Here is a 14702-nt window from a genome sequence, read left to right as displayed (position 1 = left end):
GGGGGAACGTAGGGTTAGCCCCCTTCAAGGGGAAGGCCCTGCCATGCTACTAGGACCCGTAGCGGACGAAAGCCGTAGCCTCCTGTACATCCCGAATATTATGCGAGATGAAATCTGGGTTGTGGATATGAATACCTGGGAGCTTGCACGCAAGCTGCCCGTAATTGGCGGGGAAGACGCCAATACTCCAGTCGGTGTTCACGGTGTGGAGATTGTTTCGACGCGCGGTGAACTATATGTCTCTGCGCAAGGGCGCGAGGGTAAGAATGGCGGTCTGTATGTTCTGAGCTTTGAGGGTGAGCACCTCGCTTATCTTCCGTTCGGAAAGATGCCCACCGATATCTTGCTCGATGCAGAACGTCACCTGCTCTATGTTGCTGATTTCGGTGGCAAGGGGGAGGCGGCAGTTGCTGGTGGCGGAACTATTACCGTCATTAATACGCTCAATCGAGCCATTATTGACACCGTGCAGGTGGCTCCCACCCGCATTAACCACCAGGTCCTGTTGAAGGACGGGAGTGTCATTGCTGTCGATAAAGCAGGAGACTACCCCGCAGCTGAGGTTCCCTACGTGCTGGATGCAAACTCTGGCGAATACTACGAGGCTGCAGAAGAGACTCGACCGGGAGAACCTCCTCGCCCTATCGTTCGTGACGGTATCGCGAAAGTATATATGCCCTAGCTGATGAGTGAAGAGCGGCTGAGCCGCCTATGTCGTGTCTGCTGTGCTCTCGCGTCGTATGCATGTTTGTGTAAGGAGCGGAACCGCGGTGATCTCCCGCCAGCCCCGCGGCAAGTCTGTCGTGGAGGGACATTAAAGCGTAGTAAAATATTAATATCTATCTTCTTTGTTTGACACATTGTTTGATAGATTTCTCGAGGCCCCTTCAGTTTCTTATGCGTCAGGAACTACACGAAGGGGCCTCCTGCTTTAAGTGTCAAATAAGGGGCCTTCTCAATCGATGGTGATGTGGGGTATGGGGTTTTTGCTCTCTAAGCCCGGCTATCCCCAGAGATAGGGTGGAGGAGACTGAAATCATAGTCGGCAAACTCTTGCGCTACATACCTGCTTCCTGTACAGTGTTAAGACTGTGTGGCTGTATCCAAATAGCCGCACAACCACGGGCTTCTCGTGCCAGTGCATAATGCCGCTATTTACGGGTGGGATACGCCCGCTTCACGCGGGTCCAAATGCTTCTGGCATGGGTTTGCCCCAGGCGTTTCCGCTAACCCCTTCCATAGAGTTGGGGCCCGGGGCGTCAACCAATCCCGTAAAAATGTTCCGCAAGGCTGGCTCGCGCCTAAAGCGAGTCGGAACCGGCGAGACGACAGGAGAAATATGATTCAGCAGGAGTCGCGACTGAAGGTCGCCGACAACACTGGTGCGAAGGAAATCCTGACCATCCGTGTTCTCGGTGGTTCCTCGCGTCGCTACGCAGGCATCGGCGACATCATTGTCGCAACCGTCAAGGATGCAATCCCCGGCGGTACCGTAAAGAAGGGTGACGTTGTTAAGGCAGTCGTCGTCCGCACCAAGAAGGAAACCCGTCGTCCCGACGGCTCCTACATCAAGTTCGACGAGAACTCCGCAGTGATCCTGAAGAACACTGATGGTGATCCCCGTGGTACCCGTATCTTCGGCCCCGTGGGTCGTGAGCTTCGCGACAAGAAGTTCATGAAGATCGTTTCGCTGGCTCCGGAGGTGCTCTAATTCATGGCTAAGATCAAGTCCGGCGACCTGGTTCAGGTTATTTCCGGTGCAGATAAGGGCAAGCAGGGCAAGGTTCTGAAGGTTCTCCCCAAGGAAAACCGTGTGATTGTTGAGGGCGTCAAGGTCGTCACCAAGCACACCAAGGCTAACCCCCTGACCGGCGCAGCAGGCGGCATTCAGAAGGTTGAGGCACCGATCCACGTTTCTAACGTTGCGATTGTTGACCCCGAGACCAAGAAGCCGACCCGTGTTGGTTTCCGCCTCGAGACTGTAGAGCGTGACGGCAAGGAGCGCACCGTTCGCGTGCGCGTTGCTAAGCGTTCGGGTAAGGACATCTAATGACCGAAACCAAGATCACCCCCCGCTTCAAGACCAAGTACGCTGAGGTCGTCGTTCCCGCTCTGCAGGAAGAGTTCAAGTACGAGAACGTCATGCAGACCCCGAAGATCGTTAAGGTCGTCGTAAACATGGGTGTTGGCGAGGCAGCTCGCGACGCAAAGCTCATGGACGGCGCAATCCGCGATCTCACCGCAATCACCGGTCAGAAGCCGATTGTTACCCGCGCTAAGAAGTCCATCGCACAGTTCAAGCTGCGCGAAGGTATGCCCATCGGCGCACACGTCACCCTGCGTGGCGACCGCATGTGGGAATTCCTGGACCGCCTCGTCACCCTGGCGCTGCCCCGAATCCGCGACTTCCGCGGCCTCTCGGACCGCCAGTTCGACGGTAATGGTAACTACACCTTCGGTCTGACCGAGCAGTCCATGTTCCACGAAATCGATCAGGACTCGATCGACCGCGTGCGTGGTATGGACATCACCGTGGTGACCTCCGCGAAGACCGACGAAGAAGGCCGTGCAATCCTGAAGGCACTGGGCTTCCCGTTCAAGACCAACTAACGACTACGTTGTAGGTCCAGACCCCGTTACCGCGGGGTAGGGAAACCACAACGAGGAAGGGCTAAAGCCCACAATGACTATGACTGATCCGGTCGCAGATATGCTGACCCGTTTGCGTAACGCAAACTCCGCATACCACGACACCGTATCCATGCCCTACTCCAAGCTGAAGGCTCGCATTGCTGAGATCCTGAAGGCTGAGGGCTACATCGCCGACGTGAAGGTTGAGGATGCAAAGGTCGGCAAGACCCTGACCCTCGTCCTCAAGTACGGTCCGTCCCGCGAGCGTTCCATCGCTGGCGTGCGTCGTATTTCCAAGCCGGGCCTGCGTACCTACGCAAAGTCCACCAACCTGCCCCAGGTTCTGGGTGGCCTCGGCATCGCAATCCTGTCCACCTCTTCGGGTCTGCTCACTGACAAGCAGGCTGCGAAGAAGGGCGTGGGCGGCGAAGTCATCGCTTACATCTGGTAGTCGGTTAGAAGAGAAAGGAAGAGAATAATGTCACGTATTGGACGTCTCCCCATCTCGGTTCCCGCCGGCGTTGAGGTTAAGGTCGATGGCAACCTGGTTACCGTTAAGGGCCCGAAGGGCGAGCTCTCCCACAAGGTAGCTTCCCCCATCACCGTGGCTCTGAACGAAAACGAGATCGTTGTATCTCGTCCGAACGACGAGCGCCTGTCTCGATCGCTGCACGGTCTGACTCGTACCCTGATTCAGAACCTGATTATCGGCGTTACCTCCGGCTACGAAAAGAAGCTGGAAATCGTTGGTACCGGTTACCGTGTGACCCCGAAGGGTAACGACCTGGAGTTCGCTCTGGGCTACTCCCACCCGATCAACATCACCGCTCCCGAGGGTATTACCTTCGCAGTGGAGGGTGCTAACAAGCTGACCGTGTCGGGTATCGACAAGCAGCTCGTTGGTCAGGTTGCAGCAAACATTCGTGGTCTGCGTAAGCCCGATCCCTACAAGGGTAAGGGTGTTCGCTACGCAGGTGAGCACATCCGCCGCAAGGTCGGAAAGGCTGGTAAGTAAACATGGCTATCAAGTCGAAGGCAGCGCAGCGTGCACGTCGTCACGCTCGCATCCGCAAGTACGTTTCGGGTACCGCTGCGCGTCCGCGCCTGTGCGTCACCCGTTCGACCCGTCACATGTTCGTTCAGGTTATCGACGATGTCAAGGGCGTAACCCTGGCATCCGCTTCCACCATGGAAGCAGAGCTGCGTGCAGCTGACCTGGACAAGACCGCTAAGGCAAAGCGCGTTGGTGAGCTCGTTGCAGAGCGCGCCAAGGCAGCTGGTGTTGAGGCAGTCGTGTTCGACCGCGGTGGTAACAAGTACCACGGCCGTGTTGCAGCCGTTGCTGACGGTGCACGCGAGGGAGGTCTTGCACTCTAATGAGCGAGCAGAACGTAAAGGAAACTCAGGTGAGCGAAGCAGTAGTAGCTGAAACCGCTGAGACCTCCAACCAGCGCGAGGAGCGCCGCAACAACCGCGGCGAGCGTCGTGGCCGTGGTGAGCGCCGTAACAACCGCGCTCGCGAGGAGGAGAAGGACAAGTACATCGAGCGCGTTGTGACCATCAACCGCGTTTCCAAGGTCGTCAAGGGTGGTCGTCGCTTCAGCTTCACCGCACTGGTCGTCGTTGGTGACGGTAACGGCCTGGTCGGCGTTGGCTACGGTAAGGCTAAGGAAGTTCCCGCAGCAATCTCCAAGGGTGTTGAGGAAGCAAAGAAGAACTTCTTCCGCGTTCCCCGCATCGAAGGCCGCACCATCCCGCACCGCGTGCAGGGTGAAGCAGCTGCAGGCGTTGTGATGCTCCGTCCGGCAACCGCTGGTACCGGTGTTATCGCAGGTGGCCCCGTGCGTGCAGTACTCGAGTGCGCAGGCATTCACGATGTGCTGTCCAAGTCGCTCGGTTCCTCGAACCAGATCAACATCGTTCACGCAACTGTTGCAGCACTCAAGGAGCTCGAGGAGCCCCTGGCAGTGGCAGCCCGCCGTGGCCTGCCCACCGATGAGGTTATCCCCAGCTACCTGCGCAACACCAAGTCTGAAAAGGCAGGTGCGTAGTAATGGCCAAGCGTATTCAGCCCAGCGACGCAAAGCTGGAAATCACCCAGGTCAAGTCCTATGTTGGTCAGAAGCAGAACATGCGCGACACCCTGCGTTCCCTGGGCCTCAAGCGCCCCGGCAACAAGGTAGTCCGCACTGCTGACCCCGTCACCGTTGGCATGGTTAACACCGTTGCTCACCTGGTGAAGGTTGAGGAGGTCAAGTAAAGATGGCAGAAGCTATCAAGATTCACGATCTGCGCCCGGCACCGGGTGCCCACAAGGCAAAGACCCGCGTTGGCCGCGGTGAAGGCTCCAAGGGTAAGACCGCAGGTCGCGGTACCAAGGGTACCAAGGCACGTTACCAGGTTCGTGCAGGCTTCGAAGGCGGCCAGCTGCCGCTGCACATGCGCCTGCCGAAGCTGCGCGGCTTCAAGAACCCCTTCCGCACCGAGTACCAGGTTGTTAACCTGGACCGCATCCAGGAACTGTTCCCCAACGGTGGCGACGTCACCGTCGAGGCACTGGTCGCTAAGGGTGCCGTTCGTAAGAACGAGCTCGTGAAGGTTCTGGGCAACGGCGAAATCTCCGTCAAGGTGAACGTTGTTGTCGACAAGGCATCGGCTTCCGCTATCGAGAAGATCGAGGCCGCTGGCGGTTCTGTAACCGTTAAGTAGTCTTCAAGACGAGAAAGCCCCCGTCCGTACACTGTACGGCGGGGGCTTTCTGCCGCTCGAAAAGACTCACAACAGGTGTATATTCCTGTATTTGCATATTTGAACGCTTGGTGCACGCCACATTTAGTGTCCAAAAATCACGCTAAGAGAATATAAAAGCTACATAATCTGCTAGGGAGTTATCGTTACCTGCTCCAAACACGATAGACTGGAAGATGTGTTTACTGCGCTCTAAAACTCCTTCAGAGAAACGGGCGCCCCATAGACTTACAGGAGGACATGTGCTGAGCGCATTCGGGCGAGTCTTTAAGACCGCCGATTTGCGGCGTAAGCTGCTGTTTACCCTGGCAATGATTGTGCTGTACCGCGTGGGCACTTTCATCCCCGCGCCAGGCGTTTCCTACGGAAATGTACAGCAGTGTCTGAACGCCAATGTTACGAGCGGTGGCGTCTACGATATCGTCAACCTTTTCAGCGGTGGCGCGCTGTTGCAGCTTTCGATCTTTGCCCTCGGCGTGATGCCGTACATTACCGCGTCCATTATCATCCAGCTGCTGCGCGTGGTCATCCCGCGATTCCAGGAGCTGCACGATGAAGGCGCTCAGGGCCAGGCAAAGCTCACCCAGTACACCCGTTACCTGACCATCGCTCTTGCTCTGCTGAACGCAACCACCATCGTCTCGATGGCGCGCTCCGGCGTTCTGCTGGGTAACTGCCCCGGCATCATCCCCCAGGACGACGTACTGCACATCCTGCTGATTATCGTCACCCTGTGTGCAGGTACCACCGTCATCATGTGGATGGGTGAGCAGATTACCGAGCGTGGCGTCGGTAACGGTATGTCCCTGCTGATCTTCACCTCCATCGCTTCCTCCTTCCCGAGCGCTCTGGGCTCCATCCAGCGCACCCATGGTTGGGGTATCTTCGCAGCTGTCTGCGGCATCGGCCTGCTGGTCATGCTCGCTGTGGTCTACGTGGAGCAGTCCGTTCGCCGTATCCCCGTGCAGTACGCAAAGCGCATGATTGGTCGACGCACCATTGGCGGCACCAACACTTACATTCCGCTCAAGGTCAACATGGCCGGCGTGATTCCGCTGATCTTCGCTTCCTCCCTGCTGACCCTGCCCGGTCTGATCGCCCAGTTCAACACCCCCACCAACGGCTCCACTCCGCCGGACTGGGTTAACTGGATCAACGCATACCTGGTGCGCGGCGATCACCCGCTGTACATTGCTCTCTACTTCTTCATGATTATTGGCTTCGCGTACTTCTACGTGGCGGTCACCTTCGACCCGGTAGAAGTAGCAGACAATATGAAGAAGTACGGCGGCTTTATCCCCGGTATCCGTGCCGGTAAGCCCACCGAGCGTTACCTCAGCTACGTACTCAACCGAATTACGTTGCCTGGCGCACTTTACCTGGGTGTAATTTCCATGATTCCCCTGGTAGCGCTTATCCTATTCAACGCAAACCAGAATTTCCCGTTCGGTGGCGCCTCGCTGCTGATCGTGGTGGGTGTTGGTCTTGATACTCTCAAGCAGATCAACGCTCAGCTCCAACAACGAAACTACGAAGGACTGCTCCGATGAACCGTCTGCTCATCGTCGGCCCTCCCGGTGCAGGTAAGGGCACCCAGGCCGTCAAGATTGCTGAAGCGCTGAAGATTCCCGCGATTTCCACCGGTGATATCTTCCGCAAGAACATCAAGGAAGAGACCGAGCTGGGCAAAGAAGCGAAGTCGTACATCGACTCCGGCAACCTGGTTCCCGACTCCGTCACCAACAACATGGTGCGCGCACGCCTGGAGGAAAGCGACGTCGTCAACGGCTTCCTGCTCGACGGCTACCCCCGTAACACCTCCCAGGTGCACGAGCTGGACTCCATCCTCGAAGCCAAGGGCGAGAAGATCGACCGCGTTCTCCTGCTGGTTGCAGACAACGACGAACTCGTCGAGCGTCTGCTTAACCGCGCAGCAGAGCAGGGTCGCACCGATGACAACGAAGAGGTCATCCGTCACCGTCTGAAGGTCTACGAAGAAGAGACCGCACCGCTGATCGCAATCTACCGCGAACGCGGCATCGTCAAGGAAGTTAACGGCCTCGGCGAGATTGCTGAAGTCACCGAGCGTATCCTCGACGCTCTGAAGTAACCTTCTGCTGTACCCCCGCAATTTGAGGTGCATGATGCATCACAAAGACTTGCGGGGGTACAGTGCTGTCTGTAGAGTTCTAAGCTTGGGCGTACCGCCCCACATACCTAAGGAGTCAGAATGGCACGAGTCGAAATCAAAACCAATGCACAGCTTCAGCAGATGGCTCGTGCAGGCGTCATTACCAGCCGTGCACTCGATGCGGCAGTGGCGGCAGCCCGCCCCGGCGTAACCACCGCAGAGGTGAACGCCGCCTTTGAACGCACCATGCTGGAGCTGGGCGGCACCTCCAACTTCTACGGCTACTACGACTACCCGGCGACCGTATGCACCTCCGTCAACCACGAGGTTGTTCACGGCATCCCCGGCGGCTACGTGCTCAAGGACGGCGATATTCTCTCCATCGACGGTGGCGCATACGTCATCGACCCCGCCACCAACCGCCAGTGGCACGGTGACTCGGCACGTACTGTGCTGGTTGGTGATAACGTAAGCGAAGCCCGCGCGGAGCTCTCCGCCGTCACTCGCGAGGCAATGTGGCACGGTATTGCTGCTCTGGCAACCGCAAAGAAGGTCGGCGAAATTGGTCTTGCCATCGAAGCGTACGTGACCGAAGAATATGGCGACAAGTACGGCATCATTGAAGACTACGTGGGTCACGGTATCGGTTCCCAGATGCACATGGCGCCGGACGTACTGAACTACGCAGTACGTGACATGGGCCCGAAGATCAAGCCCGGCATGGCTTTCGCTATCGAACCGATGCTCGTCACCGGTTCCATCGAGACCAAGGTGCTCTCCGATGACTGGACCGTTGTGACCGTTGACGGCTCCGATGCGTGCCAGTGGGAGCACTCCGTTGCTGTGCACAGCGACGGCATCTGGGTTCTGACCGCAGAAGACGGCGGCGCCAGCGAACTTGCTCGCTTCGGCGTAATCCCGGTTCCGATCCCCGCCTAACTCTCACCGCTGGGGAGGGGAACCCACCTTTAGCTGCCCCACCTCCACCCGAAGAAACCGGCGAATCCGGTCCGGTGCGTGATAGCGCATCCGAAAGCATCCACATCACAAGGAAGAAGCTCCATGAGCGAAACTCTCAACAGCAGCGAGGCAACCGCACCCGCTACGACCAAGGTGCCGGTTGAAATCTCGAACGTTCGCCCCGCACCCGGCCAGATTGCCTTGAAAGCACCGCGCCGTGCGAAGCCGCCCAAGCACATCGCTGACTTCGACATGGCTGGTCGCCGCGAATTTCTGAAGGAACTGGGCTACCAGTCGTTCCGTGCGTCCCAGCTGTCCAAGCACTATTTTGAGCGTCTGGTCACTGACCCCGCCGAAATGACTGACCTGCCGGCTAAGGACCGCGAGCAGATGGTCGCACAGGCGATGCCCCAGCTTCTGACCCCGGTCCGTACCCTCGAGGCTGACGGTGGCGATACCCTGAAGGTTGTGCATCGCCTCTTTGACGGTGCGCTCATCGAGTCCGTCATCATGCGCTATGACAACCGCGTGACCATGTGCATCTCTTCGCAGGCTGGCTGCGGTATGAACTGCCCCTTCTGCGCAACCGGTCAGCAGGGTTTGACCCGTAACCTGTCCACTGCAGAAATTGTGGAGCAGGTCGTTGCCGGTGCCCGCTACCTTAAGCAGATGAAGGGCCTGGAAGAAGCAGAAGGCGGCTCTGAGGATACTCGTCCGCTGCGTGTTTCCAACATTGTCTTCATGGGTATGGGCGAGGCGCTCGCTAACTACAAGGCAACCATGGGTGCTGTGCACCGCCTGATTGATCCTTCCCCCGAGGGCCTCGGTATTTCTGCTCGTGGTCTGACCATGTCGACCGTGGGTCTGGTGCCCGGCATTCGTAAGTTTGAGCTGGAGAAGCTGCCCATTACTTTGGCGCTGTCCCTGCACGCTCCGGATGATGAGCTGCGTGATGAGCTAATCCCGATTAACCAGCGTTGGAAGGTCGACGAGACTCTGGACGCTGCGTACGACTACTACCGTACGACCGGCCGCCGCGTCTCCATTGAGTACGCGCTGATTCGCGATATTAACGATCAGGGCTGGCGTGCGGATCTGCTCGGTAAGAAGCTGGCGCAGCGCGGCCGTGGTTGGGTGCACGTGAACCCGATTCCGCTGAACCCGACCCCGGGTTCGAAGTGGACGGCATCCCGTAAGGGCGTTGAGCAGAACTTTGTGGAGCGTCTGCGTGCCCACGGTATTCCGACGACTATTCGTGATACTCGCGGTTCCGATATTGATGGAGCATGCGGTCAGCTTGCCGCTAAGGAAGACTAAGCAGTTGAGCTGTGACCGGTGAACGGTGCCCCTTTCCTGCGGAGGGAAGTCAATAAGACTTTCAGGAACGTGGGGGAGGGGCTTCTTCCTTTTAAACATTAAGTGCCTGATGTCATAAAAATCACGGTTGTTTTTCCACGGCCTTTGCCGTAGAGTTAACAGTTGGTTGTTTGTGCCAGTGTTAAGTGCGCCTTAAAACGCCCTATCGCCTCACCGAGGTGAGCTCACAAACAGAAGATACAATTGCCCGCCGCACCTGCGACGGGCACCGACGTTAGCGGAGGATATGGCTAAGAAAGACGGCGTCATCGAGATTGAAGGCTCTGTGGTTGAAGCTCTGCCCAACGCGATGTTCCGTGTTGAGCTGGATAACGGCCACAAGGTTCTCGCACACATCTCGGGCAAGATGCGTCAGCACTACATTCGCATCCTGCCTGAGGACCGAGTAGTAGTGGAACTGAGCCCCTACGACCTTTCCCGAGGTCGTATCGTCTACCGTTACAAGTAAACCCGAGATAAACGTCGCCCCTGGCGGCGTTTAAATCGTGTTCAAAGGGATAACGCAGTTCCCCAACGTAAGTGAGGGAACCTCTTATCTCGCCAGTAATCAAGTTGCAATCAAAAGGAATGCGATGAAGGTCAAGCCGAGCGTTAAGCCGATCTGCGATAAGTGCAAGGTGATCCGCCGTCACGGTGTGGTCATGGTGATCTGCGAAAACCCGCGCCACAAGCAGCGCCAGGGCTAATCCCTAGCAGCTGACTTCATAACCGCCCCAACAGGGGGCGGAATTGTCATAGGCACCGCTCCGAAGCAACGCCCACGAGGCGACTTCGGATACCTCCGGACTCAGAGGCCGGGGACCGGGTCAGAACAACCCGGGCAGTGATGCTATAGACCTCTGGAAAACAACAAGGAGAAGCCAGTATGGCACGTCTCGCTGGAGTTGATATTCCCCGCGAAAAGCGCGTGGAAGTTGCTCTCACTTACATCTACGGCGTGGGCAAGACCCGTGCACACGAAACCCTCGCTGCTACCGGCGTCAACCCTGACACCCGCGTCAAGGACCTGACCGACCAGGAGCTCGTGGCACTTCGTGACTTCATCGAAGGCAACTACAAGGTTGAAGGTGATCTTCGCCGCGAGGTTGCAGCTGACATCCGCCGTAAGGTTGAAATCGGTTCCTACCAGGGCCTGCGCCACCGCCGCGGCCTGCCGGTTCACGGTCAGCGCACCAAGACTAACGCACGTACCCGCAAGGGCCCGAAGCGTACCGTCGCAGGTAAGAAGAAGTAAGCAACGTTGCTCTGTTGGATATCTCTATCCGACCAACGTATTAGAAAACCTTTGTAGGAGAATCAAAAATGCCTCCCAAGACTCGCGCTGCGGCAGCTCGTAAGACCAACCGCCGCAAGGTTAGCAAGAACATCGTTGCTGGTCAGGCTCACATCAAGTCGACCTTCAACAACACCATCGTCTCCATCACCGATCCCACCGGTGCAGTGATCTCCTGGTCCTCCGCTGGCGACATGGGCTTCAAGGGCTCCCGTAAGTCCACCCCCTACGCCGCACAGCTGGCTGCTGAGGCTGCTGCAAACCGCGCCAAGGAGCACGGCGTCCGCAAGGTTGACGTGTTCGTCAAGGGCCCCGGTTCCGGTCGCGAAACCGCAATCCGCTCCCTGCAGGCTGCAGGCCTCGAGGTCGGTTCGATTCAGGACGTTACCCCCGTTGCACACAACGGTTGCCGTCCCCCGAAGCGCCGCCGCGTCTAATTAGGTCCCTGACCTAATCCCTCGACGGGTACGCTCCACGGAGCTGTACCCGGAGAGTACAGACACCCGTCTGCTTCCTAAGATATGTTTTCCCCAACCTGTGGGCTCATATAGCGGAGCTCACCGAAAGGAAACAAAGTGCTTATTGCACAGCGCCCCACTCTGACTGAAGAGGTCGTAGCGCCCAACCGCTCGCGCTTCACCATCGAGCCTCTGGAGCCCGGTTTCGGCTACACCATGGGTAACTCCCTCCGCCGTACTCTGCTGTCCTCCATCCCCGGCGCCGCTGTTACCAGCGTCCGCATTGATGGTGTACTGCACGAGTTCAGCACCGTTCCCGGCGTGACCGAGGACGTCACTGAGATCATCTTGAACATCAAGAAGCTCTCCATCTCTTCTGAGAACGACGAGCCCGTCGTGGCCTACCTGCGCAAGCAGGGCGAAGGTGAACTGACCGCAGGCGACATCGAGGTTCCCGCTGGCGTGGAGATCCACAACCCGGAACTGCACCTAGCAACCCTGAACGCCTCGGCAAACTTCAACGCTGAGCTGGTTATCGAGCGCGGTCGCGGCTACGTGACTGCAGCTCAGAACAAGGTCGGCGATGGCGAGATTGGCCGTATCCCGGTTGACTCCATCTACTCCCCGGTTCTGAAGGTTACCTTCAGCGTGAACGCGACCCGTGTTGAGCAGCGCACCGACTTCGACAGCCTGACCCTGGACGTCGAAACCAAGGAAGCCATCGCACCGCGTGACGCCGTTGCTTCTGCAGGCAGCACCCTGGTCGAGCTCTTCGGCCTGGCACGTGAGCTGAACATTGCAGCTGAGGGTATCGAAGTTGGCCCGTCGCCCGCCGACGAGTCCATGGCCGCTGATCTGGCACTGCCGATCGAGGACCTGAACATGTCCGTCCGCTCCTACAACTGCCTCAAGCGCGAGGGCATCCACACCGTGGGTGAGCTCGTGACCCGCAGTGAAGCTGACCTGATGGACATCCGTAACTTCGGTGCTAAGTCCATTGACGAGGTCAAGGCAAAGCTCATTGAGCTCGGCCTGGCTCTGAAGGACTCCCCTCCCGGTTTCGAGCCTGCTGCACGCCCGCTTGATGACGAAGACGGTTCCGGCGAATAATTTCGACCGAATAGTTCACCCGGTTCCACCGGGATCAGTCAAACTTGATTCCCTAAGAGGCTCCGCTGCTGGGGCGTTAGGGAACGCAACTATGGAGATTTAACTATGCCTACTCCCACTAAGGGTCCCCGCCTCGGCGGTTCCCCGACCCACGAGCGCCACATGCTCAACAACCTGTCGGCGCAGCTGTTCCAGCACAAGCGCATCACCACCACCCTGACCAAGGCAAAGCGCCTGCGTCCGGTGGCAGAGCGCTTCATCACCTTCGGTAAGAAGGGCGACCTGGCTGCTCGCCGTCGCGTGCTGCGTTCCATCACCGACAAGTCCGTCGTGCACGAGCTCTTCACCGTTATTGCTCCGGCAATGGCAGAGCGCCCCGGTGGTTACACCCGCATCATCAAGATCGGTAACCGTAAGGGTGACAACGCTCCCATGGCAGTCATCGAGCTCGTCATGGAGCCCGTTGCAACCAAGGGTGCAGTTGCTGAGGCAACCAAGGTTGCTGAGAAGGCAGCTGAGGCTCCCAAGACTGAAGCGGCTGAGGGCCTGCCCGCAGGTTCCCACGCACCCCTGGAGTCCGGCGAGGCTCCCGAGGGCTTCGAGGTTAAGGGTAACGCCGATTCCATGAAGTACCACGTGCCCGGTTCCCGCTGGTACTCCAGCACCAAGGCTGAAATCTGGTTCGACTCCGCTGAGTCGGCAGAGGCTGCAGGTTACGCCCCCGCAGGTGGCGCAGCAGCACAGAAGGTTTCCGAGTAATACGGATCCCAGCTGATTTAGGCTAAGCCTAAAATATGTCAATCCGCCGTCCACTGCTGTGGGCGGCGGATTGGTGTATCTGCATACTTAACGAGGAGACGGTTCTTTGCGCATTCGCTATACAAGAGCCGATCCGTATTCTTCAACCGTCCTTTACCGCTGAAAGGCACACCAATGCATAACGCTACTGCTTTAGAGAACCGTGAAGAACAGCCCTTCACTGCTACGCACCGCGTGCGAATTGATTGTGCCTACGACGGTTCTCTTTTTAGCGGGTGGGCTGCCCAACCGAACCTGGTTACCGTGCAGGGGGTCATTGAGAATGCCCTTGAACTGATTTTGCGGGCGCCTCACCGCGTGGTGGTCGCGGGTCGAACCGATGCCGGTGTGCATGCGGAGGCTCAGACTCTGCATTGCGATCTGAACGATGAGGATTGGACTCGCCTGCAAGGCCGAACGGGGGAGGACGACCCGACGGCTGCCCTGGGGCGCCGCCTCACCGGCGCTCTTCAGCGTTGTCTTTACGATGCGGAAGAGCAGTTGAACTTGCCGAAGAATGTCCGCGGTATTCTGCAGGGCGCTATTCAGATTCACCGCGTGAGCGAAGTTTCTTTTGAATTTGATGCGCGCTTCTCGGCTACCGGTCGCCGCTACGTATATCGCATTGCAGATGGCGCGGCGGACGGTCTTAATCCTCTGCACCGTACCTACACCTGGGCGGTACCTGAGCACCTGGATTGTGCTGATCTTAACCAGTCGGCGCAGCAGCTACTCGGTCTGCGCGATTTCCTCTCCTTCTGCAAGCCGCGTGAAGGCGCGACCACGATTCGTGAGCTGCGAGAGCTTAGCTTCACTCGTACTGAAAGTGGCCTTATTGAGGTGCGTGTGGTGGCTGATGCTTTCTGCCATCACATGGTGCGTTCACTTGTGGGCGCGTTGGTGCTCTACGGCACGGGTAAACGTGACGCCGCCTGGTTGCGTGAGCGGATCGAGAACCCGGGACGCGAGGCTTCGCTGACTCTGGCGCCTCCGCATGCGCTCGCTCTGGCTGAGATTTACTACCCTGCTCCGGAGTTGTATGGAGAGCAAGCGGAACGTGCTCGAGCAAAGCGTGAAGACCACGAAGCACAGAGCGCTTAACGCCCTGTATATATTGAGCCCCGTCACGTTGCTCATGCACCGTGAACCATCGCGGGGGAGCGCAACTACCTCAGATGAATTACACGGATGGAATTTAAAATGTGTTTAAGGCAAA

General features: G+C 57.9%; 21 protein-coding genes. All 21 read left to right on the top strand.

Annotated elements, in window-relative coordinates; translation table 11 throughout:
* Window positions 1-43: 43 nt before the first annotated feature.
* The 21 genes from HMPREF2942_RS09520 to truA all read left to right on the top strand — a co-directional run bounded on the left by HMPREF2942_RS09520 (window position 44) and on the right by truA (window position 14587).
* A complete protein-coding gene (locus tag HMPREF2942_RS09520) occupies window positions 44-682 on the top strand; it encodes a YncE family protein (RefSeq protein WP_239663374.1) in 639 nt (212 codons plus the stop codon).
* A gap of 657 nt (window positions 683-1339) precedes the next feature.
* Entirely contained in the window at window positions 1340-1711 is a 372-nt protein-coding gene (gene rplN, locus HMPREF2942_RS05390; RefSeq protein WP_005504986.1) for a 50S ribosomal protein L14, read from the top strand.
* A 3-nt stretch (window positions 1712-1714) separates the two neighbouring features.
* Window positions 1715-2050, top strand: coding sequence for a 50S ribosomal protein L24 (gene rplX, locus HMPREF2942_RS05385; RefSeq protein ID WP_005504988.1), 336 nt, complete (start codon window positions 1715-1717; stop codon window positions 2048-2050).
* Entirely contained in the window at window positions 2050-2610 is a 561-nt protein-coding gene (gene rplE, locus HMPREF2942_RS05380) for a 50S ribosomal protein L5 (protein WP_005505001.1), read from the top strand. Before rplX ends, rplE begins: the two co-directional genes overlap by 1 nt.
* 73 nt (window positions 2611-2683) lie before the next feature.
* Window positions 2684-3082: a 30S ribosomal protein S8 gene (gene rpsH, locus HMPREF2942_RS05375; RefSeq protein ID WP_005505003.1), complete on the top strand. Its 399-nt coding sequence runs from the start codon at window positions 2684-2686 to the stop codon at window positions 3080-3082.
* Window positions 3083-3109: 27 nt separating this feature from the next.
* Window positions 3110-3646 carry a 50S ribosomal protein L6 gene (gene rplF, locus HMPREF2942_RS05370; protein WP_005505004.1) on the top strand — a complete coding sequence of 179 codons (537 nt, stop codon included), beginning with the start codon at window positions 3110-3112 and terminating at the stop codon, window positions 3644-3646.
* A 2-nt stretch (window positions 3647-3648) separates the two neighbouring features.
* Window positions 3649-4008 carry a 50S ribosomal protein L18 gene (gene rplR, locus HMPREF2942_RS05365; protein ID WP_005505006.1) on the top strand — a complete coding sequence of 120 codons (360 nt, stop codon included), beginning with the start codon at window positions 3649-3651 and terminating at the stop codon, window positions 4006-4008.
* 29 nt (window positions 4009-4037) lie between these two features.
* A complete protein-coding gene (gene rpsE, locus HMPREF2942_RS05360; protein ID WP_171840195.1) occupies window positions 4038-4682 on the top strand; it encodes a 30S ribosomal protein S5 in 645 nt (214 codons plus the stop codon).
* A 2-nt stretch (window positions 4683-4684) separates the two neighbouring features.
* Window positions 4685-4891, top strand: coding sequence for a 50S ribosomal protein L30 (rpmD, locus tag HMPREF2942_RS05355; RefSeq protein WP_004005265.1), 207 nt, complete (start codon window positions 4685-4687; stop codon window positions 4889-4891).
* A 2-nt stretch (window positions 4892-4893) separates the two neighbouring features.
* Window positions 4894-5340 carry a 50S ribosomal protein L15 gene (gene rplO / locus HMPREF2942_RS05350; RefSeq protein WP_005505008.1) on the top strand — a complete coding sequence of 149 codons (447 nt, stop codon included), beginning with the start codon at window positions 4894-4896 and terminating at the stop codon, window positions 5338-5340.
* A 281-nt stretch (window positions 5341-5621) separates the two neighbouring features.
* A complete protein-coding gene (gene secY, locus HMPREF2942_RS05345) occupies window positions 5622-6929 on the top strand; it encodes a preprotein translocase subunit SecY (protein WP_049338085.1) in 1308 nt (435 codons plus the stop codon).
* Complete coding sequence (locus tag HMPREF2942_RS05340) at window positions 6926-7489, top strand: adenylate kinase (RefSeq protein ID WP_005505015.1); 564 nt, start codon at window positions 6926-6928, stop codon at window positions 7487-7489. The genes secY and HMPREF2942_RS05340 overlap by 4 nt, the downstream gene beginning before the upstream one ends.
* 120 nt (window positions 7490-7609) lie before the next feature.
* A complete protein-coding gene (gene map / locus HMPREF2942_RS05335) occupies window positions 7610-8449 on the top strand; it encodes a type I methionyl aminopeptidase (protein WP_049338086.1) in 840 nt (279 codons plus the stop codon).
* Window positions 8450-8572: 123 nt separating this feature from the next.
* Window positions 8573-9787, top strand: coding sequence for a dual-specificity RNA methyltransferase RlmN (gene rlmN, locus HMPREF2942_RS05330; RefSeq protein ID WP_049349259.1), 1215 nt, complete (start codon window positions 8573-8575; stop codon window positions 9785-9787).
* Window positions 9788-10073: 286 nt separating this feature from the next.
* Window positions 10074-10295 carry a translation initiation factor IF-1 gene (infA, locus tag HMPREF2942_RS05325; RefSeq protein ID WP_005505018.1) on the top strand — a complete coding sequence of 74 codons (222 nt, stop codon included), beginning with the start codon at window positions 10074-10076 and terminating at the stop codon, window positions 10293-10295.
* A gap of 124 nt (window positions 10296-10419) precedes the next feature.
* A complete protein-coding gene (gene rpmJ, locus HMPREF2942_RS05320) occupies window positions 10420-10533 on the top strand; it encodes a 50S ribosomal protein L36 (RefSeq protein WP_004005257.1) in 114 nt (37 codons plus the stop codon).
* 179 nt (window positions 10534-10712) lie between these two features.
* Complete coding sequence (rpsM, locus tag HMPREF2942_RS05315; protein ID WP_005505026.1) at window positions 10713-11081, top strand: 30S ribosomal protein S13; 369 nt, start codon at window positions 10713-10715, stop codon at window positions 11079-11081.
* Window positions 11082-11149: 68 nt separating this feature from the next.
* Entirely contained in the window at window positions 11150-11557 is a 408-nt protein-coding gene (rpsK, locus tag HMPREF2942_RS05310; RefSeq protein ID WP_005505028.1) for a 30S ribosomal protein S11, read from the top strand.
* A gap of 138 nt (window positions 11558-11695) precedes the next feature.
* A complete protein-coding gene (locus tag HMPREF2942_RS05305) occupies window positions 11696-12688 on the top strand; it encodes a DNA-directed RNA polymerase subunit alpha (RefSeq protein WP_005505031.1) in 993 nt (330 codons plus the stop codon).
* A gap of 105 nt (window positions 12689-12793) precedes the next feature.
* Window positions 12794-13447, top strand: coding sequence for a 50S ribosomal protein L17, sunset domain variant (rplQ, locus tag HMPREF2942_RS05300; RefSeq protein WP_070688577.1), 654 nt, complete (start codon window positions 12794-12796; stop codon window positions 13445-13447).
* A 174-nt stretch (window positions 13448-13621) separates the two neighbouring features.
* Window positions 13622-14587, top strand: a complete 966-nt coding sequence (gene truA, locus HMPREF2942_RS05295) for a tRNA pseudouridine(38-40) synthase TruA (RefSeq protein WP_049353769.1) — start codon at window positions 13622-13624, stop codon at window positions 14585-14587.
* Window positions 14588-14702 lie beyond the last annotated feature (115 nt).

The organism is Rothia sp. HMSC071C12, from assembly GCF_001813895.1.
GTDB lineage: Bacteria > Actinomycetota > Actinomycetes > Actinomycetales > Micrococcaceae > Rothia > Rothia mucilaginosa.
The sequence above is the reverse complement of the archived record's forward strand: the minus strand, read 5'-3'. Positions and strand labels throughout refer to the sequence as shown.

Coding starts and splice junctions, on each gene's coding strand:
- HMPREF2942_RS09520 (WP_239663374.1), top strand. CDS start 44: ATGCTACTAGGACCCGTAGCGGACGAAAGCCGTAGCCTCCTGTACATC.
- rplN (WP_005504986.1), top strand. CDS start 1,340: ATGATTCAGCAGGAGTCGCGACTGAAGGTCGCCGACAACACTGGTGCG.
- rplX (WP_005504988.1), top strand. CDS start 1,715: ATGGCTAAGATCAAGTCCGGCGACCTGGTTCAGGTTATTTCCGGTGCA.
- rplE (WP_005505001.1), top strand. CDS start 2,050: ATGACCGAAACCAAGATCACCCCCCGCTTCAAGACCAAGTACGCTGAG.
- rpsH (WP_005505003.1), top strand. CDS start 2,684: ATGACTATGACTGATCCGGTCGCAGATATGCTGACCCGTTTGCGTAAC.
- rplF (WP_005505004.1), top strand. CDS start 3,110: ATGTCACGTATTGGACGTCTCCCCATCTCGGTTCCCGCCGGCGTTGAG.
- rplR (WP_005505006.1), top strand. CDS start 3,649: ATGGCTATCAAGTCGAAGGCAGCGCAGCGTGCACGTCGTCACGCTCGC.
- rpmD (WP_004005265.1), top strand. CDS start 4,685: ATGGCCAAGCGTATTCAGCCCAGCGACGCAAAGCTGGAAATCACCCAG.
- rplO (WP_005505008.1), top strand. CDS start 4,894: ATGGCAGAAGCTATCAAGATTCACGATCTGCGCCCGGCACCGGGTGCC.
- HMPREF2942_RS05340 (WP_005505015.1), top strand. CDS start 6,926: ATGAACCGTCTGCTCATCGTCGGCCCTCCCGGTGCAGGTAAGGGCACC.
- map (WP_049338086.1), top strand. CDS start 7,610: ATGGCACGAGTCGAAATCAAAACCAATGCACAGCTTCAGCAGATGGCT.
- rlmN (WP_049349259.1), top strand. CDS start 8,573: ATGAGCGAAACTCTCAACAGCAGCGAGGCAACCGCACCCGCTACGACC.
- infA (WP_005505018.1), top strand. CDS start 10,074: ATGGCTAAGAAAGACGGCGTCATCGAGATTGAAGGCTCTGTGGTTGAA.
- rpmJ (WP_004005257.1), top strand. CDS start 10,420: ATGAAGGTCAAGCCGAGCGTTAAGCCGATCTGCGATAAGTGCAAGGTG.
- rpsM (WP_005505026.1), top strand. CDS start 10,713: ATGGCACGTCTCGCTGGAGTTGATATTCCCCGCGAAAAGCGCGTGGAA.
- rpsK (WP_005505028.1), top strand. CDS start 11,150: ATGCCTCCCAAGACTCGCGCTGCGGCAGCTCGTAAGACCAACCGCCGC.
- rplQ (WP_070688577.1), top strand. CDS start 12,794: ATGCCTACTCCCACTAAGGGTCCCCGCCTCGGCGGTTCCCCGACCCAC.
- truA (WP_049353769.1), top strand. CDS start 13,622: ATGCATAACGCTACTGCTTTAGAGAACCGTGAAGAACAGCCCTTCACT.